General features: G+C 68.5%; 19 protein-coding genes and 1 pseudogene. 15 read left to right on the top strand and 5 right to left on the bottom strand.

What is annotated here, in order from left to right; all coding sequences use genetic code 11:
- Window positions 1-156 precede the first annotated feature (156 nt).
- Window positions 157-1398, top strand: a complete 1242-nt coding sequence (locus ABMA10_RS17705) for a multidrug effflux MFS transporter (protein ID WP_347869305.1) — start codon at window positions 157-159, stop codon at window positions 1396-1398.
- Between the two features lie 189 nt (window positions 1399-1587).
- Here ABMA10_RS17705 and ABMA10_RS17700 read toward each other — a convergent pair whose 3' ends face one another.
- A complete protein-coding gene (locus tag ABMA10_RS17700) occupies window positions 1588-2016 on the bottom strand; it encodes a YchJ family protein (RefSeq protein WP_347869306.1) in 429 nt (142 codons plus the stop codon).
- 66 nt (window positions 2017-2082) lie between these two features.
- On the opposite strand from ABMA10_RS17700, the gene ABMA10_RS17695 reads away from it, so the two are divergent.
- From ABMA10_RS17695 to ABMA10_RS17665, 7 genes and pseudogenes are all read left to right on the top strand, one after another.
- On the top strand, window positions 2083-2862 hold the full coding sequence (locus ABMA10_RS17695; RefSeq protein WP_347869307.1) for a phosphatase PAP2 family protein: 780 nt from the start codon (window positions 2083-2085) through the stop codon (window positions 2860-2862).
- Window positions 2863-3120: 258 nt separating this feature from the next.
- Window positions 3121-4179: a LacI family DNA-binding transcriptional regulator gene (locus ABMA10_RS17690; RefSeq protein WP_347869308.1), complete on the top strand. Its 1059-nt coding sequence runs from the start codon at window positions 3121-3123 to the stop codon at window positions 4177-4179.
- Between the two features lie 71 nt (window positions 4180-4250).
- A complete protein-coding gene (locus tag ABMA10_RS17685) occupies window positions 4251-5297 on the top strand; it encodes a LacI family DNA-binding transcriptional regulator (protein ID WP_347869309.1) in 1047 nt (348 codons plus the stop codon).
- A 133-nt stretch (window positions 5298-5430) separates the two neighbouring features.
- Window positions 5431-6771, top strand: coding sequence for an extracellular solute-binding protein (locus ABMA10_RS17680; protein ID WP_347869310.1), 1341 nt, complete (start codon window positions 5431-5433; stop codon window positions 6769-6771).
- A 72-nt stretch (window positions 6772-6843) separates the two neighbouring features.
- Window positions 6844-7809: a carbohydrate ABC transporter permease gene (locus tag ABMA10_RS17675; protein WP_347869311.1), complete on the top strand. Its 966-nt coding sequence runs from the start codon at window positions 6844-6846 to the stop codon at window positions 7807-7809.
- Window positions 7809-8729, top strand: coding sequence for a carbohydrate ABC transporter permease (locus ABMA10_RS17670; protein ID WP_347869312.1), 921 nt, complete (start codon window positions 7809-7811; stop codon window positions 8727-8729). Before ABMA10_RS17675 ends, ABMA10_RS17670 begins: the two co-directional genes overlap by 1 nt.
- A gap of 93 nt (window positions 8730-8822) precedes the next feature.
- A pseudogene (locus ABMA10_RS17665) lies at window positions 8823-10327 on the top strand (alpha-N-arabinofuranosidase).
- Between the two features lie 117 nt (window positions 10328-10444).
- Here ABMA10_RS17665 and ABMA10_RS17660 read toward each other — a convergent pair.
- Window positions 10445-10867, bottom strand: coding sequence for a hypothetical protein (locus ABMA10_RS17660; protein WP_347869313.1), 423 nt, complete (start codon window positions 10865-10867; stop codon window positions 10445-10447).
- 2 nt (window positions 10868-10869) lie between these two features.
- Entirely contained in the window at window positions 10870-11352 is a 483-nt protein-coding gene (locus ABMA10_RS17655) for a hypothetical protein (RefSeq protein WP_347869314.1), read from the bottom strand.
- A gap of 387 nt (window positions 11353-11739) precedes the next feature.
- Here ABMA10_RS17655 and ABMA10_RS17650 point away from each other — a divergent pair, with 387 nt between their 5' ends.
- Window positions 11740-13677, top strand: a complete 1938-nt coding sequence (locus ABMA10_RS17650; protein WP_431030757.1) for a helicase HerA-like domain-containing protein — start codon at window positions 11740-11742, stop codon at window positions 13675-13677.
- Window positions 13678-13797: 120 nt separating this feature from the next.
- Here ABMA10_RS17650 and ABMA10_RS17645 read toward each other — a convergent pair whose 3' ends face one another.
- Window positions 13798-14703, bottom strand: coding sequence for an aminoglycoside phosphotransferase family protein (locus ABMA10_RS17645; RefSeq protein WP_347869316.1), 906 nt, complete (start codon window positions 14701-14703; stop codon window positions 13798-13800).
- A 98-nt stretch (window positions 14704-14801) separates the two neighbouring features.
- On the opposite strand from ABMA10_RS17645, the gene ABMA10_RS17640 reads away from it, so the two are divergent.
- Window positions 14802-15410, top strand: coding sequence for a GNAT family N-acetyltransferase (locus tag ABMA10_RS17640; RefSeq protein WP_431030756.1), 609 nt, complete (start codon window positions 14802-14804; stop codon window positions 15408-15410).
- A gap of 97 nt (window positions 15411-15507) precedes the next feature.
- Here the strand turns inward: ABMA10_RS17640 and ABMA10_RS17635 are convergent, their stop codons facing one another.
- A complete protein-coding gene (locus ABMA10_RS17635; RefSeq protein WP_347869318.1) occupies window positions 15508-15999 on the bottom strand; it encodes a hypothetical protein in 492 nt (163 codons plus the stop codon).
- Window positions 16000-16250: 251 nt separating this feature from the next.
- Here ABMA10_RS17635 and ABMA10_RS17630 point away from each other — a divergent pair, with 251 nt between their 5' ends.
- From ABMA10_RS17630 to ABMA10_RS17610, 5 genes are all read left to right on the top strand, one after another.
- Window positions 16251-16919 (top strand): GntR family transcriptional regulator, encoded by a 669-nt coding sequence (locus ABMA10_RS17630; protein WP_347869319.1) that lies wholly within the window; start codon window positions 16251-16253, stop codon window positions 16917-16919.
- 190 nt (window positions 16920-17109) lie between these two features.
- Window positions 17110-18120 carry a 1-aminocyclopropane-1-carboxylate deaminase gene (locus ABMA10_RS17625; RefSeq protein WP_347869320.1) on the top strand — a complete coding sequence of 337 codons (1011 nt, stop codon included), beginning with the start codon at window positions 17110-17112 and terminating at the stop codon, window positions 18118-18120.
- A gap of 263 nt (window positions 18121-18383) precedes the next feature.
- The gene (locus ABMA10_RS17620; protein ID WP_347869321.1) at window positions 18384-19406 is read left to right on the top strand and encodes an acyl-CoA dehydrogenase; all 1023 of its coding nucleotides are present in this window, start codon (window positions 18384-18386) and stop codon (window positions 19404-19406) included.
- Window positions 19406-20848, top strand: coding sequence for a bifunctional PIG-L family deacetylase/class I SAM-dependent methyltransferase (locus ABMA10_RS17615; protein ID WP_347869322.1), 1443 nt, complete (start codon window positions 19406-19408; stop codon window positions 20846-20848). The genes ABMA10_RS17620 and ABMA10_RS17615 overlap by 1 nt, the downstream gene beginning before the upstream one ends.
- Window positions 20848-21639 (top strand): glycosyltransferase, encoded by a 792-nt coding sequence (locus ABMA10_RS17610; RefSeq protein ID WP_347869323.1) that lies wholly within the window; start codon window positions 20848-20850, stop codon window positions 21637-21639. Before ABMA10_RS17615 ends, ABMA10_RS17610 begins: the two co-directional genes overlap by 1 nt.
- Window positions 21640-21731: the final 92 nt, after the last annotated feature.

Below are 21731 nucleotides of genomic sequence, written 5' to 3'. Positions count from 1 at the left end.
TCGACCCGCTGTCGCCGGATTCGCCTCTCGGGAAGACGGACGTCCGGCGTCGCGAAGCGGACCACCCGGCTGCTACCCTTGACCGTCCTTCTCGAATCGATTCGATGAGCGGCCAACCGCACACGCCCCACTATCTCGCTAGGAAACCGTTCACCAGTGCACACCGCAGGAATCACCGTCGTCCATCCCGGCGACTCCCTCTCCGGCCGCCAGCGGCTCGTCTACGTCCTCGTCCTCGGCGCGCTCACCGCGCTCGGACCGTTCACCATCGACCTCTACCTCCCGGCGTTCCCCGTCCTCGAACAGGACCTCGACGTCCCCGTCAGCCTCATCCAATTGACGCTCACCGGAACGACGATGGGATTCGCCGTCGGCCAGCTGTTCATGGGGCCCTGGAGTGACAAGGTCGGCCGTCGTCTCCCGCTCATCCTCGCGACGAGCATCCACATCGCGGCCTCGATCGGTGCAGCCCTCGCTCCCGACATCGCGTGGCTCATGGTGTTCCGCGTGCTGCAGGGCGCCGGTGCGGCCGCTGGTGGCGTCGTCGCGATGGCGATGGTCCGCGACCTCTTCGGCGGCAAGCCCCTCGTGCGGATGCTGTCGCGACTCGCCCTCGTGAACGGCCTCGCACCCATCGCTGCTCCGGTCATCGGTTCGCAGCTGCTCCTCGTCTTCGACTGGCGCGGGCTGTTCTGGGTGCTCGCCGCGTACGGCGTATTCGTCGTGCTGGCGGTGTCGCTGTGGATCGTCGAGACGCTGCCGCCGGCGAGGCGTCAGGACGCCGGCCACAGCACCGTCCGCGACCGCTACCGCTCGGTCTTCAGCGACCGGGTGTTCGTCGGTGTCGCCCTCATCGGCGGCATGAGCTTCTCCGGACTGTTCGCATACCTGTCGAGCTCGTCGTTCCTGTTCCAGGAGGTGTACGACTTCGACGCGCAGCAGTACGGGCTCCTGTTCGCGGTGAACTCGCTGGGCATCGTCGCTGGTGTGCAGATCTCCTCACGCCTGATGCGCTGGTACGGGCCGCAGTGGATCATCGCGTGCACCACCATCGTGCAGCTCATCTCCGCGCTCACGATCGTCGCCCTCACCATGGCGGATGTCGGGCTGTTCGGTGTGCTCGTGCCGCTGTTCTTCTTCATCCTCGCGTGCGGATTCGGGTTCCCCGCCGTCCAGGTGCTCGCGTTGGCGAACCACGGCCACGAGGCGGGGACAGCGGCATCGTTGCTCGGCGCGCTCAACTTCGGTCTCGCCGGGATCATCTCGCCGATCGTCGGTGTCTTCGGCATCGGCACGGCGATCCCGATGGGGGCGGTGATGGCGGCGACCTCGGCCGTGTCGGTCCTCGCGCTGTGGTTCATCGTGCAGCCGAAGAAGGTCCCGGCTCTCGCTGGCTAGTGGTGGTGCCAGTGCGGTGCGCTGGACCGAGCGCACCCCTGTGGCGCGAGCGCGGGTCTCCGGCGGGTAGCGCTCGCGCCGCAGGGTGTCGCGCGCGGCGGTTCGGCGTCGCCCGGACCAGCGCACCGCGCTGGCGGCCGACGGCCTGCGCTCGGACCAGCGCACCGCGCCGAGCGTGGAGCAGGGGAGTCAGGCGTCGAGTTCAGTGCCGTCGAGGTAGGTCCAGGCGCCTGTGTCCTTCGTGAATCGGCTGAGCTCGCGCTGACGTCCGGCCGAGCCGGGGACGCCAGGCACCTTGTGATGGGCGACGAAGTCGACCGTGCCCTCCGTGTCGAACAGGCCCCCGCCGGAGGTCGCGAGGATGTCGAGCCGGTACCAGCGCAGTGAGTCGTCCAGCTCGAGCACCGACGGGCGTGTCGACGGATGCCAGGTGCGGAGCAGATAGTGGGCATCACCCACGGCGAAGGCCGAGAACCTCGACCGCATGAGCGACTCCGCAGTCGGGGCCGTCGCTGAGCCTCGGTGCAGGCGCCCGCAGCACGCGCCGTAGTTCTCGCCGGACAGGCAGGGGCATCGGGCGTCGTCGGCGAGGGGTGCTGTGTTGGCGGCGGCGGTCATCCCTCCAGTATCGTCGCCCGGCGCAAGCCTCCGTGCCCCGCGGCTGCGGCACGGCATGATGGGACGATGACGGCACCAGGCGAGCACGACGACCCCGCAACGACCCCGGCGAGCAGCGATGCCGTCCCTCCCGCTCTGGACGAGGCCGGCGTGCTCGCGATGGATCCGGACCCCACTTCGATCCGGCCGGACCCGAAGCTCGCCGCCAAGGTCTCGCGTCGCTGGCCGCTCATCAGTGGTGCCATCGCCGTCGTCCTCGTCCTGCTGCTCGGCGTCCTGATCTTCCAGCGCGGGCCCGATGCGCCGTTCGGCTTCGACGAGGAGTGGATGCAGGAGGTGCTGGAGGAACGCTCGCCCTGGCTCGTCCAAGCGGCGCTGGTCATGAACTGGTTGGGCGGTGGCATCGTCGCGATCCTCGTCGTGCCGTTGCTCGGGATCGCGGTCCTGCTGCTGCTCCGGAGGCCGTGGGCCGCGTTGTACTTCGCGCTCGTCTCGGCGGTGAGCGCCGGTGCGGTACAGATCATCAAGAACATCGTCGGACGGTCTCGGCCGGAGGACATCCTGGTCCATGCGGATTTCGGGTCGTTCCCGTCGGGGCACAGTGCGAACGCGGCGACGATCGCGGTGGCGTTCGGGATCATCTTCCCGCGCGTCTGGGTGTGGCTGATCGGTGCGGCTTACACACTGCTCATGATGCTGTCGCGGACGTATCTCGGGGCGCACTGGGTGAGCGACACGATCGGCGGTCTCCTGCTCGGAGCGGGTGTCGCACTGATCATCGCCGTCCCGTTGCTGCAGCGCATGTCGTCTGAGCCGAAACGACGGGTCGCGTTGGCCGACGCCTGATGGGCAACGGCTCGGTGAGGCGCTCGTCTGCCAGCGCGGTGCGCTGGACCGACACCGCACGAGCCGCCCCTGCCGCGCCCCTCTGACGCGAGTGCCCCCTCCGGAGACCCGCGGTCGCGCCAATAGGGCGCGCTCGGTCCAGCGCACCGCGCTGGCGGCCACCACGACCACGACCACGACCACGAGGAGGGTCAGCACCCGTGGCGGGGCGAGCCAGGTAGTCTGCTGACAGCTGGGAGCCAGCTCGGGAGGAGACACGTGTCGATCACGATGCATGACGTCGCGGCACGAGCGGGCGTCTCGATCAAGACCGTGTCGAACGTCGTCAACGACTACCTCCACGTGAGTGCCGAGACGCGCGCGAGGGTGGAGGCCGCGATCGCCGAGCTCGGTTACCGTCCGAACCTCTCCGCCCGCAGCTTGCGCTCCGGCCGCTCCGGCGTGATCAGCCTCATCATCCCCGACCTCCGGAACGCCTACTTCGCCGAACTGGCAGACGCCGTCATGCGTCAGGCCCGCGCGCGCGGGCTGTCCGTGCTCATCGAGCAGGTGGCCGGAGGGCGCGAGGTCGAGCTGGAGATCCTCCGTGGTCCGCGCATGCAGCTCGTCGACGGCATCCTCTACAGCCCGCTCAGCCTCGACCAGGACGACGCCGGCCTGCTGCCCGACGGCCCCATGGTGATCCTCGCCGAGCACATGTTCGACGGCGCACGAGACCACATCACGATGGCGAACGTCGAGGGCGCGCGTGCGGCGACCGAGCACCTCCTCGCCCAGGGCCGCCGCCGCATCGTCGCCCTCGGTACCGATCCGCGCGACGAGCTCGGTCCGGCGGCGCTCCGTCTCCAGGGCTACCGTGCGGCCCTGGCGGACGCAGGCATCGAAGCCGACCCGGCCTACGTCAGCACAGTGGTCAGCTGGCATCGTAGCGATGGCGCCAACGCGATGCGGGAAGTGATCGCCTCAGGCATCCCGTTCGACGGTGTCGTCGCGTTCAACGACGCGATGGCACTCGGCGCGATGCGCGTGCTGCAGGACGCCGGCATCCGCATACCGGATGATGTCGCGATCATCGGCTTCGACGATCTCGACGAGACCCGGTACGCACTGCCGACGCTGTCCACCGTCGACATCGGCCGGGAAGAGATCGCCGAGCGTGCCGTCGAACTCCTCGTCGAGCGGATCGCCGCAACCGGCGCAGCGCCCGGCCCGCGCCAGATCGTGAGCGGCTTCCGGGTGGTGCCGCGCGAGTCGACGGGCGCGGCGTCGGCTGCTGCGCCGGAGGTCGCTCCGGTCACGACCGCAGGCGTCGCCTAGCGATCGGGCGCGCCCCTTCAACGTTGTAGAGTGCGTACAGGGCGGTCGTGGAGCCGCCGCCGAGGAGGACCATGGCGACCACGCTGCACGATGTCGCCAGGCTCGCGGGTGTGTCCGCCAAGACCGTCTCGAACGTCGTCAACGACTACCCGCACATCAAGGCGTCGACGAAGGAGCGAGTGCTTCAGGCGATCGCTGAGCTGGGCTATCGCCCGAACCTCTCCGCGCGGGGACTGCGCTCCGGCCGATCCGGCGTCATCAGCCTCATCATCCCCGATCTGCGCAACTCCTACTTCGCAGAACTCGCCGACGCCGTCATGCACGCCGCCGACCAACGCGGACTCTACGTGCTGATCGAGCAGACGGGCGGCGACCGTGAGCGTGAGGCCGCCCTCGTGCGGGGACCGCGGACGCAGCTCGTCGACGGCCTCCTGTACTCGGCGCTCGAGCTCGGTGAGGACGACGTCGACCTCCTGGCGGAGGTCACGACGCCCATGGTGCTGCTCGGCGAGCGGATCTTCAACGCACCGAACGACCACATCACGATGCAGAACACGGCGGGGGCCCGTGCCGCGACGGAGCACCTCATCGAGATCGGTCGACGCAGGATCGTGGCGTTCGGTGCCCACCCGGGGGAGCAGGTCGGCTCCGCAGGGCTGCGCCTCGTCGGCTACCGGGAGGCGCTCGAGGCAGCCGGATTGCCGTATGACGAGGCGCTCGTCCGTGCTGTCGGCGTCTGGCATCGCTACGACGGAGCCGTAGCCATGCGCGCGATGCTCGACGAGGGAGAGCCCTTCGACGGCATCGTCGCATTCAACGATGCACTGGCGCTCGGTGCCATGCGCGTCCTGAGCGAACGCGGCATCCGGATGCCTGAGGAGGTCGCGATCATCGGCTTCGACGACATCGACGAGGGTCGGTACTCGTTGCCGTCGCTCACGACGATCGCCCCCGGCCGCGACCAGATCGCCGAGACCGCTGTCGACATGCTGCTCGAGCGGATCGACCGTCGCGGTGAGGAGTTCCCTCCACGCCTGGTCCTGGCCGACTTCCAGTTGGTGCGACGTGAGTCCACTGGAGCGTCGACCGCGCCCCCCGCAGCATCCGTCTCAGACTGAACCGCGCCCACCTCTTGCGTCTTGACATCGTCCGAGCCACCCGGCATCATGCTTTTACAACGTTTACCTTCAACGTTGTAAAAGCCCGGCACGATGACAATGAAGTTCCATCTCCGAGAGGACAGCACCCATCATGAAGTCACGAGTTCTCGCAGCAGTCGGCACAGTCGCCGTCGCAGCGATGGCCCTCACCGCATGCTCCAGCGGCGGCGCCGCAGGGGGCGGCGAGGCCTCCTGCACCAACAAGATCACGAAGACCGACGTCCCACAGGTCACCGTCTGGGCATGGTTCCCAGCCTTCGAGCAGGTCGTCGACCTGTTCAACAAGACGCACGACGACGTCCAGGTCTGCTGGACCAACGCAGGCCAGGGTAACGACGAGTACACGAAGTTCTCCACCGCCATCGAGGCGAAGTCCGGCGCCCCGGACGTCATCATGTTGGAATCCGAAGTCATCTCGAGCTTCACCATCCGCCAGGCACTCGTCGACATCGGCGAGTTCGGCGCGGCCGACGTCAAAGACAAGTACACGGAAGGTGCATGGAACGACGTCACGAGCGGTGACTCCGTCTACGCGATCCCGGTCGACAGCGGCCCCATGGGCATGCTCTACCGCCAGGACCTCTTCGACGCAGCAGGCATCGCCGTCCCCACCACCTGGGACGAGTTCGCGGTCGCCGCGCAGCAGCTGAAGGACGCCGGCACCGGCGGTGTGCTCGCCAACTTCCCGACCAACGGCCGCGCATTCAACCAGGCGCTCTTCGCCCAGGCAGGCTCCGTGCCCTTCGAGTACGACAAGACGAAGCCGACCGAGGTCTCGATCGACGTCAACGACGATGCCTCCAAGAAGGTCCTGAACTACTGGGACGGCCTCGTGAAAGCCGACCTCGTCACCACCGACGACGCCTTCACCGCCGACTACAACACGAGCCTCGTCGACGGCACCTACGCCGTGTACCTCGCGGCCGCATGGGGTCCCGGCTACCTGCAGGGCCTGTCGGACGCCGATGACACTGCGGTCTGGCGCGCGGCTCCACTCCCACAGTGGGACGCTGCGAACCCCGTCCAGGTGCACTGGGGCGGTTCGACCTTCGCCGTGACCGAGCAGGCGAAGGACAAGCAGCTCGCCGCCACGGTGGCGAAGGACATCTTCGGCACCGACGAGGCGTGGAAGATCGGCATCGAACAGGGCGCGCTCTTCCCGACGTACAAGCCGATCCTCGAGTCCGACTACTTCACGAACCTGGAGTACCCGTTCTTCGGGGGTCAGCAGATCAACAAGGATGTCTTCCTCGACGCGGCAGCCGGCTACAGCGGCTTCACCTTCAGTCCGTTCCAGAACTATGCGTTCGACCAGCTGACCGAGCAGCAGTACGCGATGGTGCAGGGCGAGAAGACGGCCGATGAGGCGCTCGACGACCTCCAGGAGAGCCTCACGAAGTACGCCGCGGAGCAGGGCTTCACCTCCAAGTAGTCCCGAGCAGTCCCATCGATCGGGGCGACGAAGCAGTCGCCCCGATCGACCCTCCGACTTGAAAGCAGCATCATGGCTCTCACTACCGAACCACCCACGCGAGCCGCGCGGGCAGCGTCGGCCGCCAGGACCGTCCGTCCACGGCGAGGCGGCATCGGCGCGATCGATCGCAAACGGCAGCGCTGGGGTTGGCTCTTCGTCGCGCCGTTCGCCGTCGTCTTCGCGGCCTTCCTCATCTTTCCACTCTGTTACGCGTTCTGGATGAGCCTGCAGACGTCGACCCTCGCGGCGGGCACCGAGTTCACCGGGCTCGCGAACTACGTCAAGGCATTCACTGACCCGATCTTCCTCGGCGGTCTCGGCCGCGTCGCGATGTTCGCGCTCGTCATGATCCCGGCACAGATGCTCGTCGCCCTCGTCGCGGCGCTCGTGCTCGACAACCTCGCGACCGTGCTGTCGAAGTTCTCGCGTCTCATGATCTTCGTGCCGTACGCCATCCCGGTGGTCATCGGCGCACTCATGTGGGGGTTCCTGTACAGCCCGCGCTTCGGACCGGCGACCGACCTCTTCGCTCTCTTCGGCGCGACGGCACCGTCGTTCCTCGACCAGAGCAGCATCTTCGGCAGCCTCGTGAACATCGTCACCTGGCAGTGGTCGGGGTACTACATGATCATCATCTACGCAGCGCTCCGCGGCATCGACCCGTCGATCTACGAGGCCGCCCGCATCGACGGAGCCAATTCGTTCCAGACGGCGCTGCGCATCAAAGTGCCGATGATCTCCTCGTCGATGGTCATGGTGCTCATCTTCGCGATGATCGGCACGCTGCAGTTCTTCACCGAGCCACAAGTGCTCCGCGGCATCGCGCAGGGCGCGATACCGATCTCGTACACACCCAATATGTACGCGTACTCCCTCGCCTTCTCGTACAGCCAGTTCAACTACGCCTCCGCGATCTCCTTCGCGCTCGGGATCATCGTGTTCATCGGCTCGTACGTGTTCCTCTTCCTCACGCGCAAGCAGAGCGGATTGAAATGATGAGCGCAACCACCGCCATCCCGGCCGTCAATCCGAAGGCCGGACGACGACGCCACGGTCCGGAGGCTCGAACCGGCGGACGCCGCGTCGGCTCGCACCTGTTCCTGCTGGCTCTCGTGATCTACTTCATCCTGCCCCTGTGGTGGTTGATCGTCGCGGCCACGAAGGACACCTCGGGCCTGTTCACCGGTTCCGGTGGACCGCTGTGGTTCGACAGCGAGTTCAACTTCTTCGACAACCTCGCCGAGCTCTCCACCCACCAGGGTGGGATCTACTGGCGCTGGCTCGCCAACTCGTTCCTGTACGCGTTCGCGGGCGGCATCGGCGCGACCATCCTCGCGGTCCTCGCTGGTTACGGCTTCGCGAAGTACCGGTTCCGGGGTCGCTCGCTGTTCTTCAACCTGCTGCTCGGCGCAGTCATGGTGCCACTGACGGCGCTCGTGATCCCGACGTTCGTGCTCCTCAGCCAGGTGGGCCTCGTGAACACGATCTGGGCGGTCATCCTGCCGTCGCTCCTCAGTCCGTTCGGCGTCTACCTCATGCGGATCTACACGCAGGACGCCATTCCGGACGAGATCCTGGACGCTGCACGCGTCGACGGCGCAGGAGAATTGCGCACCTTCTTCCAGGTCGCGCTGCCGCTCCTGCGCCCAGCGATCGTGACGGTGCTGCTGCTGTCGATCGTCGGGACGTGGAACAACTTCTTCCTCCCGCTGGCCGTCTTGAGCGACCCGAACCTGCTGCCCGTCACCGTCGGCCTGAACAACTGGACCGCGCTGTCGAACGCCGGTGCCGGTGGTGAGCAGGTCTGGAACCTGATCGTCACGGGAGCCTTCGTATCCATCGTGCCGCTCATCATCGCCTTCCTCTCGCTGCAGCGCTACTGGCAAGGCGGCCTGTCGCTCGGCAGCGTCAAGTGAGGCCGGCGGACTGACGCCCGAAGCCCGACACGCGCACACCTCCACGACATCCACCACCCACGGCCTTCCGGCCAGAAACGAAGGACTCACCCCATGGTCACCGCACGTCTTGCCATCGACCCGAACCAGGCGGTCGCTCCCGTCAACCGCCGCATCTTCGGCTCGTTCGTCGAGCACCTCGGCCGATGCGTCTACGACGGCATCTACGAACCGGGCCACCCCACGGCCGATGCCGACGGCTTCCGCGGGGACGTCGTCGACCTCGTCAAAGAGCTCGGCACCAGCACGATCCGCTACCCGGGCGGCAACTTCGTCTCCGGCTACCGCTGGGAGGACGGTGTCGGTCCGCGGGAGGACCGCCCGGTGCGCCGCGACCTCGCGTGGCACTCGCTCGAGACCAACCAGGTGGGCGTCGACGAGTTCGCGAAGTGGTGCAAGCTCACCGACAGTGAGCTCATGATGGCCGTCAACCTCGGCACGCGCGGCGTGCTCGAAGCGCTCGATCTGCTGGAGTACACCAACCACCCGGGCGGTACGGCGCTCGCCGATCAGCGCATCGCCAACGGTGCGACCGAGCCCTACGACATCCGCATGTGGTGCCTCGGCAACGAGATGGACGGTCCCTGGCAGATCGGCTCCATGTCGGCCGACGACTACGGCAAGCTCGCCGCCCGCACGGCCTCGGCGATGAAGATGGTGGACCCGAAGCTGGAACTCGTCGTGTGCGGTTCCTCGAGCTCGGCGATGCCGACCTTCGGCAGCTGGGAGCGCACTGTCCTCGAGCACAGCTTCCAATGGGTCGACTACATCTCCTGGCCTACTACCAGGAGCGTGACGGAGACCTCGGGTCCTTCCTCGCATCCTCGCTCAACATGGAGTACTTCATCCGCACGGTCGTCGCGGCGGCCGACCATGTGCAGCACACCCTCCACTCCGACAAGCAGATCAAGCTGTCGTTCGACGAGTGGAACGTCTGGTATCTGGACGAGTGGAACGCGATCGAGGGCACGATCGACGAGTGGGCGTACGCACCGCGACTCATCGAGGACGTCTACTCGGTCGCTGACGCCGTCGTCTTCGGCAACCTGCTGCTGACCCTGCTGAAGCACAGCGACCGTGTCGCTTCGGCGAGCCTGGCGCAGCTCGTCAACGTCATCGCCCCGATCATGACCGAGCCGGGTGGTGGCAGTTGGCGTCAGACGACGTTCTTCCCGTTCTCAGTGACGAGTCGTCTCGCCGCTGGAGTCGTCATCGCGCCGCGCATCGAGGTCGAGAGTTACTCGACGAAGGTGCACGGTGATGCGCCACTCGTCGACTCCGTCGCGACCTACGACGCCGAGGCCGGAACCGCTGCGGTGTTCCTCGTGAACCGCAGCCAGTCCGAGGCGATCACGGTGACCGTGGATGTCGCGGCGCTCGACGTCACGACCGTCACCGAGGCGAACGGCATCCACGACGAGGATGTGTACGCGAAGAACACGATCGACGACCGAGAGCGGGTCGGACTGACGGTGAACGAAAGCGCAGAGCTGTCGGACGGGACGTTGACGATCACGCTGCCACCCGTCTCCTGGACGGCGGTGGCGCTCGGCGCGTAGCAGGCGCTCGGGAGGAGCGTCCGTCGCTGCACGTCGGGTTGGTCTCGCAGGTGGAGGGCCCGCAGGGGGAGGTTCGGCGTGCAGCGGGGAGGGCCAGCAGTTGCTGGCGAGCGGACGTCAGCCGAGCATCAGGGCGTGCGGATCGTCGGGCGAGACCCGGAACGGGAACATCGCGCCGGGTTGCCAGTTCGGGAGGGCGGCCTGGGCGATGACCGTCTGATAGCTCGTGCGATACGTCTCCTGCCCGGGCACGGTCATGTCGAGCTCGACCGCATAGATCGGTGTCCCGGTGACCTCCCCGCCGGTCGGAGCGAGCGAGACGACCGTGCCGGAGCCCTGCAGCATGTTCGCGGAGGCGGTCATGTTCGCGAACGGGTTCGCCGCTGCGGCCCCATGAGTACCGAGCGGTTGGTTCGGTGCACTGCCACCGAACTGCTCCGCGAGGTCGGCCGACTGCTTCAGGTTCGCCGCATAGTCCGTGTTCACGGTCTCCTTCGCTCCGGCCTTCATCAGCCGGAACACATCGCCGAAGACACCCATGATCAGCTCGTGAAGGCGATCTTCTGCGGGTCGGCCGGGTCGACGGCGACGCCGTGCTCGGTGCCGATCGCATAGTTCGCGAGGAACTGCGGGGCGACCATCTCACGCTTGCTCACCGTGTAGCTCGCTGCGCCTGGCAGTGTCACGTCGACTTCGAGCTGGTACCAGGGGTTCCCGGAGATGCGCTCACCGGTGTCGACGGCCGAGCGGATGACCGAGGTGCCCGGCGTCCCGACCGCGATGATGCGGTTGAGTTCCTGACCGTAGGCGGTGAGCACCTCGCGGTCCGCGTACAGGTCGGTGCCGAGGGAGCCGACGTTGGCTGCCGTGACCGGGGTTCCGTCGGTGTAGCCGGCGTCACGGAGGTGCTGGTTCGCGAGTTCCTGGGCGGCCTGGGCCTGCGCGGCCCAGTCGGTCCCAGCTGCTCCGCCGGCGGCTGCATTGCCGCCACCGAGTGCGTTCTTCGCCCGATCGAACAGTCCCATGAGCTCCTCTGTCCTGGCGAGGCGACGTGACCGCCCGGCCGATTCGTGTCGAGTGCGGCGACCGGATCGGGCGTCGCATGCCGGACGGCACGGCGAGCGGACCCCCAGGCGTGATCAGTCTCCCAGTCTGTGGCGCGCTGGGCAATGGTCGCCGAGGAGACGGCAGCTGTCGGCTCGGCGAACGACGTTGGTCCGGTTGGTGGTCAGCGCGGTGCGCTGGACCGAGACCGACGCACTCGCCGGGGGCGCCGGCTTGTGGCGCGAGCGCGGGTCTCCGGAGGGTGGCGCTCGCGCCAATGGGGTGCGCTCGGTCGGGCGCACCGCGCTGGCGGGCACGAAAGGATGCGGAACCTCGATTGTGGGGGAGGGCGTCGCTAGGCTCAGGTCATGACGCCGAGTGATGCACTAGTCGACCCGCAGATCGCCGCACTCCAGGCTGCCGCCGCCCAGGCACAAGCCGAACTGGAGGCCGCTCAGGCCCAAGCCGCGCTCGCCGAAGCGAAGGTGAAGGCTGCCGAGGCGGCATCGGCGCTCGCCGGAGCCGGCATCACGGCGACGACGGGAGCCACGACGGGCACTGCACCCATCTCCACTCCCGACGCACCCGAGGCTGACGCACCCGCACCCGCACCCGCCGCCACTTCGGAGCCGGCCACCCTCACCGCCGACACGATCGGCCCCGGACCTCTCGGCCTCGACGACGTCCTGAAGATCCATGACGGCTACGTCGTGACCGGCCCGGCGCTCGAGATGGGTGCGCTCGTCAACGGCGAACCGCTGCCCGGTGTGCAGGTCCGCATCCCGCTGGGCATGATGAACCGTCACGGCCTCGTCGCGGGCGCGACCGGCACCGGCAAGACCCGCACGCTCCAGGGCCTCGTCGAGCAGCTGTCAGCCAACGGCGTCCCTGTGTTCGCCGCCGACATCAAGGGCGACCTCTCGGGCATCGCGACCCCCGGAGAAGGCAACGAGAAGCTCCTCGACCGCACGCGCGGCATCGGCCAGGACTGGACCCCCGCTGCAACGCCCACGGAGTACTTCGCGCTCGGGGGTCTCGGCAAAGGCGTGCCCATCCGCGCGACGATCGCCGGCTTCGGTCCGCTGCTGCTCAGCAAAGTGCTCGGCCTCAACGACACTCAGGAGTCGAGCCTCGGTCTCGTCTTCCACTACGCGGACAAGGCCGCACTCCCGCTGCTCGACCTCAGCGACCTGCGTGCGGTGCTCACCTACCTCGCGAGCGACGAAGGCAAGGACGAGCTGAAGGACCTCGGCGGTCTGTCGAGCGCGACGGTCGGTGTCATCCTGCGCGAACTCATCACCTTCGCCGATCAGGGCGCCGACGTGTTCTTCGGCGAACCGGAGATCGATACGGCGGAGTTCATCCGCCTCGACCCGAGCGGCAGGGGGATCGTGAGCCTGCTGGAGGTCCCGGGCGTCCAGGACAAGCCGGCGCTCTACTCCACCTTCCTCATGTGGCTGCTCGCCGACCTGTTCAACACGCTCCCGGAGGTCGGAGACCCCGACAAACCCAAGCTCGTGTTCTTCTTCGACGAGGCGCACCTGCTCTTCAAGGACGCCTCGAAGGACTTCCTGTCCCAGATCACGCAGACCGTGCGGCTGATCCGATCGAAGGGTGTCGGCATCTTCTTCGTCACCCAGACCCCGAAGGACGTGCCCGGCGAGGTCCTCGCCCAGCTCGGATCCCGCGTTCAGCACGCGCTCCGGGCGTTCACCCCGGACGATGCGAAGGCCTTGAAGGCGACCGTGTCGACGTATCCGAAGTCCGGCTACGACCTCGGCGAGGTGCTCACCTCCCTCGGTACCGGGGAAGCCGTCGTGACCGTGATGAACGAGAAGGGCGCGCCGTCGCCCGTCGCCTGGACGAGGCTCCGCGCACCGCAGGGGCTCATGTCGCCGTCGCCCGACGCGGCCATCGATGCGACGATCGCTGCCTCGCCGTTGCTTGCGACGTACGGAACGCCCATCGACCGCGAGTCGGCACGCGAGATCCTCACCGCCAAGCTGGAGGCCGCGAACCAGGTCGCCGTCGCAGCAGAGGCCGAACTCGAACGGCAGCGTATCGCCGCGGAGCTCGCGAAGCAGCAGGCCGCAGCGGACAAGGCGGAGGCAGCGGCGCAGAAGAAGGCCGACGCCGAGTACGAGCGGCTGCTGCGCAAGACCGCCGGGACGACGAGGCGTTCCACCACGAAGTCGTCGAGCACCTCGGCGAAGAGTCCGTTGGAGGAACTGCTCGGTTCCAAGGCGACGCGATCCATCCTGACGGGCGTGGTCGAGGGGATCTTCGGCACGCGTCGTCGGCGCTGATCGCGGCCCTGGCGTCGTCAGCGCAGGCGACTCGACCGGCGGTGGTGTCGCCCGGACCCGACACTGGCCGAGGAACGGGCTCGATCGGCGGCAGGACGGGCCATCGACCGTGCCGGCCCGCTACCGTCGGTTTGGGAGGCCGGTCACGCGGAGCCGCGCCTGCTCGGCGAGCCGTCCCACGGTGATGACGAGATCGGCGCTCGCGTGGTCACCGTCCTGGAGCGACCACACCGCGGACAGTGCTGATCGTGCGATGAGCCAGTCGAGCAGCAGGGGCCGCCGGAGCCCGGTGAGCCGAGTGACGAGGTCGACCCGATCCCGGAACGATGCCGCATCCGTCGCCGTCGTCGCATCCGGGTTGCTGAAGAGTGCCGACGCATCGAACGCCCGGTGCCCGACGATGCCCTTCGGATCGATCGCGCGCCAGTCGCCCGGCACGAACTCGAGCACGTTCAGGTGATGGAGGTCGCCGTGCAGGACGACAGTGTCGGACATGGTGGTCGCGGCGAGCAGCCGTGACGCGAGTTCGCCGGCACGCGTGAGGAACGCGGCGCTCGCCGGATCGGCCAGCTGCCGGAACGTTGCCAGGTCGCCCCGGGTCAGATCCTGGAACCAGCGCGCGAGCGTGGGCAGTCCTGCGGGCAGGGTGCGCCGAGGATCGTCGTTCGCCCGCGGCTCGGCGACGGCCGTGTGCAGGGTGGTCATGACCCGGCACAGGATCTCGACGGCGCCGAGGTCGTCGCCGTCGCGGGTGAGCGTGGCGAGGTCGCGCCCACCGACCGCCCGCTCCAGGACGATTGCCCGTTCGTCGACCTCGAAGACCGCCGCTGCGCCGATCCCGTCCCAGGCCGCGAGCACTCGACCGCCGATCGCCTCCTCCTCGACCAGGGGCACCTTGAGCATCGCCGGTCGGCCACGGTGCAGGACGGGCAGCAGCCGGCTGGAGGGCGTCTGCGACACGATCCCGTCCGGCACGAGGGACCAGTGTTCGACGGCCTCGCTGATCGATCCCGCTCGCCACGTCATGGCAGCAAGCCTACGCAGTTCCGCGCAGCAGCCGTCCGCAGCGGCAGCCCGCCGCAGGAGCCCGCCGACACTGCAGGGCGGGCCGTTAGGCTGGCGCGGTGACCCTGATCCGCGCGTACCGACCGTCCGACCGAAACGCTGTCGCGGAGATCTGCACGAGGACGGGCGATTCGGGCGCCGACGCGACCGGACAGTTCAGCACCGACGATCTGTTGCCCGACATCTACGCCCTGCCGTATGTGGAGCGGGAGCCGGAGCTGGCGCTGATGGTCGATGCCGGTGCCGGTGCCGGTGCGATCGGGTACATCCTCGGCACGGCCGATACCGCGGCGTTCGACCGCTGGTTCACCGACAGCTGGTGGCCGACCGTCGCGGGGAAATACGCGGCAGCCGCAACCGCAGGTACCGCGTCGGAGGCGGAGTCGAGGTTCGTGCGATCCGCGACGGTGGCGGGTGGCGGCCTGCCCACCGAGCTCCTGGCGGCGTACCCGGCGCACCTGCACATCGACCTTCTGCCCGTGACCCAGGGGATGGGCGTCGGGCGCACATTGATCGACGCCTTCTGCGGATTGCTGGCCGATCGCGGGGTCCCCGGAGTACATCTCGGTGTCGGGGCCCGCAACACCGGAGCGCACCGGTTCTACGAGCGGACCGGCTTCACCCGTGTGGGCGAGGATGGCGCGATCTGGTACGCGAAGGCGCTGTAACGGGGCGACTGCGCTGACGCAGCGACTGTTCTGATGGAGCGCTTGTCCTAACGGAGCGCTTGCGTTGGTGGCGCGACTGGCCTGACTTCGAAGCGCACTACAGCACCTCGGCGCGCGCCCATCGGATGCGTTCGAGTGGTGTGAGCAGCGCCGGGTGGTCTTCACGGAGGTCATCGAGGGAGACGGGCTGCTTCGCTCGTTCGACCGGTCCGTCGTAGGCGTCGACGACGGCGTTGATGCTGTCACGGCTCCAACGGTTGCTGCGCATGCGGAGGAGTGGACGGCTCTCGCTGTCGCAGATGAACAGTTGGGTGCTCCGCTCGGGGCTGCGTCCGGTGAACTCGAACAGCAGGCTCCGGCCGATCTCCTCGCGTGAGATGAAGGTCGCCGGCCCGATGATCGGCTGCTCCAGGATGCCGTCGGTGCGAACATCGATGCGCTGGCGGCGAGACAGTGCGGCGAGGCCGAGGAGGGCGACCATGCCGACGATTCCGAGGGCGATCACCCAGGTGCGTTCGGCGCTCGGGGTCGGTCCGACGAGCCAGAGCGAGACGGCCCAGACGGGGAGGATGAGGATCGCGGCACTCATGACGGTGCTCCAGAACACTCGACGGTGCGGCCTCACCGTCACCTGCACGTCGCCCCGCTGCATCACTTCCGACCACCCCCGACGTCTATCGTGGCCTGCTTCTCCGCGACCGACAATCCGCTCTGTGGGGGACAAGTGGGACGTACGACCTACTTGGCGGGAGGACGCGACCTCCGTCCCTGGGCGCGTCCGCCGCGTGTGGCTGTGGCGACTCGCTTGACTTTCATGCGGTGCGATGTGCAATATATTGCATGCCTGCTCCCGCCGAAGCCAATCTGCACGCTCGTGCGCTGCTCCGCGACGACGTCTACCGATCCCTGCGGAACGCGATCGTCAACGGCACCTTCGCGCCGGGGGAGAAACTCGCGGACACCGAACTCGAACGATGGCTCGGAGTGAGTCGCACGCCCATCCGCGAGGCCGTATTGCGCCTTGCCCGCAGTGGCCTCGTGGTCGCGAAGCCCGGGAGGTCCACCGTTGTCGCGCCCCTCGACACGCGCGCCACCCTGCAGGCGCAGACGGTCGCCGCCGCGATGCACGAACTGGCGGTGCGTGAGGCCGTACCGAATCTCACGGACGACGACCTCGACCGGATGCGGGCCGCGAACGAGGCGTTCGGGCTGGCGCTCAGGCGGGACGACGTCGATGCGGCCCTCGACGCCGACGACGCATTCCATGGCGTCGCCGTCGAGGTGGCCGGCAACCCGTTCATCCGCGATGCGCTCGAGGCCGTCACACCGATGCTGCGGCGAGTCGAACGCCTGCGCTTCTCCTCGGTCGCCGCGCGAGGCTCGATCGCCCAGCATGCCGCCGTGATCGACCGGTGCGCCGTCGGCGACGCGGATGCAGCCGCAGCACTCGTGCGCGGCAACTGGACGACGCTCGCAGACCTCGTGCTCGCGCACCCGGCGGGTGACTGAGCGGCGACGCGCGCTCTGCCGCACCACCCAGACGGGCACCACATGTGCTCTACCGCACCACACCTGCTCTGCCGCACCACCCGCACGCGCGCCTCACCTGCCCTGCCGCCCCGGACTGCGCCCGCACGACTCGCACCCGGACAAGATCTCCACCAACCCAACACCCATCCACCGAGACTCTGGAGCCACCGTGTCCCTCAGCGATTTCCCGCGCTACCCGCTCACCTTCGGTCCGAGCCCGATCCACGAGCTGAACCGTCTCAGCGCGCACCTCGGCGGTGCGACGATCTGGGCGAAACGTGAAGACGTCAACAGCGGCCTCGCCTACGGTGGCAACAAGACGCGCAAGCTCGAATACCTCATCCCGGATGCCATCGCGCAGGGCGCGGACACACTCGTGTCCATCGGCGGCTACCAGTCGAACCACACGCGCCAGGTCGCGGCTGTCGCAGCGAAGCTCGGCATGCAGGCTGTGCTCGTGCAGGAGAACTGGGTGGACTGGCCCGACTCGCTCAACGACCGGGTCGGCAACATCATGTTGTCGCGCATCATGGGCGCAGAGGTGCGGCTCGATCCGGCTGGGTTCGGCATCGGGTTCAAATCCAGTTGGGAGCGCGCGCTCGACGACGTCCGCGAGCGTGGCGGCACCCCGTACGCGATCCCGGCCGGCGCGTCCGACCACCGCCTCGGCGATCTCGGTTTCGCGAACTGGGCGGCCGAGGTCGAGCAGCAGGAGCGAGAGCTCGGGGTGTTCTTCGACACGATCGTGGTCTGTAGCGTGACGGGATCCACGCATGCCGGCATGATCGCAGGCTTCGCGGGACAGGATCGTCCGCGTCGGGTCATCGGGATCGATGCGTCGGCGAAGATCCAGGAGACCCGTGACCAGGTGGCGCGGATCGCCCGCAACACGGCGCAGCTGATCGGCCTCGACCGTGAGCTTCGCGACGAGGAGATCACCGTACTCGAGGGCTGGGCCGGGGATCTGTACGGCATCCCCGTGGATTCGACGATGGAGGCGATCCGCCTGACGGGCAGTCTCGAGGGCGTCATCATCGACCCGGTCTACGAGGGGAAGTCGATGGCCGGCCTCATCGACCTCGTCACGAGTGGTGACATCCCGGCGTCGAGCAACGTGCTCTACGCGCACCTCGGCGGGCAGCCCGCGATCAACGCGTACAGCGCACTCTTCCGAGGCTGAGCTGCGCGTCGTCGCGGCCTGGGGGTTCGGGGTGTCGCGCGACTGCGCGCCCCTGTGGCGCGAGCGCTACCCTCTGGAGGCCCGCGCTCGCGCCAATGGGTAGCGCTGGGTCGGGCGCACCGCGCTGGCCACTGGCCTACCAGGCGGGTGGGGTGCGGTCCACCCCCGAGCCGGAATGCCCGCGGGGGAGGAGGCTGGAAGTCCACGACGCGAGGAGACCGTATGCGCGCACCACAGGAGTCCACACTGATCCCGCTCCACGCATGATGCGTTTGCAGTCGACAGCTTGGCCGACGAGCGCCGCCGAACTCGACCTGGCACAGCTGACCGAGGCCGCTGCGGGAGCGCTCCGCGACATCGGCTCACGGATCGCGTTCGCGCCGCACGCCGCCCGCCTCATCGGTCCGCTCGAACAGCACACTGCCGGCCTGTGCTTCGCCGGCCTCGGCGCGCTCGCCGCAGTCGAGGTGACGCTGGCGCGAGTCGTCGAACCGCACCTCGACGCCATCGGGATCCTCGGGCAGGCCGGCCTCGAACCACCCACCATCTCCACCTGGGGTGTCTTCGCGGCCGAGGGCCCGGGCGTCCGGCTCGATGCGGTGCAGACCGACGACGGTTGGCAGCTCACCGGCACGAAGCCGTGGTGCTCGCTCGCCTCCCGACTGAGCGACGCGCTGGTGACCGCCCACACCGGGCCCGGTGAGCGACGCCTGTTCGCCGTCGGGCTGACGGACGACGGCATCACGACCGACGACGACGCCTGGGCTGCCCGGGGTCTCCCGCTCGTCCCCAGTGCACCCGTCACGTTCGACGCCGTTCCAGCCACACCGGTCGGCGACGACGGTTGGTACCTGCGTCGCCCCGGTTTCGCGTGGGGCGGCATCGGGGTGGCCGCCTGCTGGTGGGGCGGCGTGATCCCGCTCGTCGACCGGCTGCTCGCCACTGCCCGCACGCGACCGGACGCAGAGTTGCTCCTTCGGACTCTGGGCACCGCGGCGATCGATCTCGCCATCGCCGAGAACGCCATCGCGGAGGCCGCCCGAGCGATCGAGCATGGACACGCCGACGGTGCGGCGGGCTCTCGGCTCGCGCAGCGTGTGCGTTCGACCGTCCGCTTCCGCGTCGACGCGATCCGGAACAGCGTCCTTGCAGCGCTCGGACCCGCTCCGCTCACGACCGAGCCCGCGTACCTGAGCCGACTCTCCGACCTCGAGTTGTATGTGCAGCAGGATCACGGCGACCGCGACCTCGTGCGGTACGGCCGCATGCTGGTGGAGGCCGACTGATGCCCGCATTCGATCATCGCGACCCCGGCACCTCGGCCGCGGCCTGGGCGACGCGCCTCCACGAACTCGACCTGCAGGCGTGGGACGGCTGGCGTCACACGACCGGCATCGTCGTCCTCTCGCCGCACCCCGACGACGAGTCGCTCGGCGTCGGTGGGCTGATCGCCGCGGCCGCGGCCGCTGGCATCCCGGTCCACGTGCTGCTGGTGACGCTCGGCGAGGGCTCGCACCCCGACTCACCGACGACGACCGCCGCAGCACTCGCGCCGATCCGCGAGGCCGAGTTCGTCGACGCGCTCGGTCGACTGCACTCCGAGGTGCGTCACCAGGTGCTGCGCATCCCGGACGGCGGACTCGACACGGAGCGCCCGCGCATCGCCGCGGCCCTGCGCGTCGCCGTCGCCGGAGCGGGAGCCGAGCCGTTGATCGTCGCACCGTGGCGTGGTGACGGGCATCGGGACCACCGCGTCGCCGGTGAGCTCGCCACCGCATTGGCCACCGAGCTCGACCTCGCCCTCGCAGAGTTCCCGATCTGGCTCTGGCACTGGGCGACCACCGACGACGACTCCCTGCCGTGGGGCGAGGCTCGCGCGGTCGCTTTGGACGCCGCGTCCCACGGAGCGAAGATCGCCGCCATGGACGCCTATCCCTCGCAGACCGAGCCGCTGTCGGATGCGCCTGGAGACGAGGCGATCGTCGACCATCATCATCTACAGCACTACGCGCGACGCTTCGAGGTGCTGTTCCCCAATGAACGGGCGTTGCAGCTCGGAACGCCGGTCGCCTCGACCGATCCGGGCAGCTCCGACGTCGTCGACGCATCTCCGACGAACGGTGACGAGCATTCCCACTCGCGTTCGCAGGCATCGTTCGACGACCACTACCGCGATCACCCGCACGGCTGGGACTTCGGGTCCTGGTATGAGGAGCGGAAGCGGCGGGTGCTGCTCGCCGCGCTGCCCCGGGCGCGTTATGCATCGATCCTCGAACTCGGATGCGCGACCGGTGTCCTCACCGGTCGCCTCACCGAACGGAGCGACGACGTCCTCGGGATCGACATCGCCGGAGCGCCGCTCGAAGCTGCCCGGCGCGACGTCCCGTCGGCACGGTTCGAGCGGATGACGGTGCCCGAGGAGTGGCCGGACGGCGCGTTCGACCTCGTGGTCGTCTCGGAGGTCGGCTACTACCTGTCCGAGGCTGATCTCGAGCGGGTGATCGAGCGCATCCTCGGTTCACTCACGCCAGGCGGCAGCATCGTCGCCTGCCACTGGCGCCACCGGGACGATCATGCTGCGACGTCGGCCGCACACGTGCACCGGCGGCTGCTCGACCGATGGGCCGGTCGTCGTGCCGTGCAACATGTGGAGGACGACTTCCTGCTCGACGTCCTCGTCGCGGGTGATGAGCCGAGTGTCGCCGCACGCGAGGGGCTGACGGGCTGATGCTTCGACGGATCGATGCGGTGGTGCCCGCGCACGACGAGGAGGAGCTGATCGGCGCCTGCATCGATGCGCTGCTCGTCGCCCATGCCGCGGTGCGACGGAGTCGGCCGGAGCTCGACGTGGGCATCACGATCGTGCTCGACGACTGTCGAGACGGGTCAGAACGGGTCGTCGCAGAGCGGATCGCAGCGGCGAAGACGCGGACCGGCGCAGGGGGCCGCGGAGGACGGGACGCCGTCGTCGTGTCCATCGTGACCATCGAGGAGCGGAGTGTCGGTGCGGCGCGCAGGGTCGGCGTCGAGGCGGCCTTGGCTGGCAGCCCTTTCGGGCTCGATGAACGCTGGATCGCAAGCACCGATGCCGACTCGCGGGTCCCGTCGGACTGGTTCGAGATCCATGCGGCCGCCTGGGATGCAGGGCGCGATGTGCTGCTCGGGACGGTCCGGCCGGACTTCGACGAGTTCTCGGAGCGCGACGTCCAGCATTGGTTGACGACCCACCCGGCGGGCCAGCTGCCCGGGAACGTCCACGGGGCGAACCTCGGCATCCGGGCCGATCGATTACAGGAGCTCGGCGGCTTCAACGCGCTCCCCGAGCATGAGGACGTCGACCTCGTCCAGCGGGCACGAGCGGCCGGCCTGCTGGTCGTGCCCACACTCGACGGAGTGGTCGCGACGTCTGGTCGACGACACGGGCGCACGCCGGCGGGCTACGCGGCCTTCCTCGCGAAGGAGTATCCCGTCACCGCGCACCTCGGATGCGCGGCCGTCGGGCGCGAACCGGTCGGCTGAGAGCCTGCGGGCTGAGAGCCTGTGGGCTGGGCGCCGACCGGATGGACGGTCGTCGGATGTGCGCCTGTCGGCAGACGGTTGTCGACGCGGTC

Origin of the sequence: Plantibacter sp. RU18 (assembly GCF_050613355.1) — a bacterium.
GTDB lineage: Bacteria > Actinomycetota > Actinomycetes > Actinomycetales > Microbacteriaceae > Plantibacter.
This window is presented reverse-complemented; position numbering and strand designations above follow the sequence as displayed.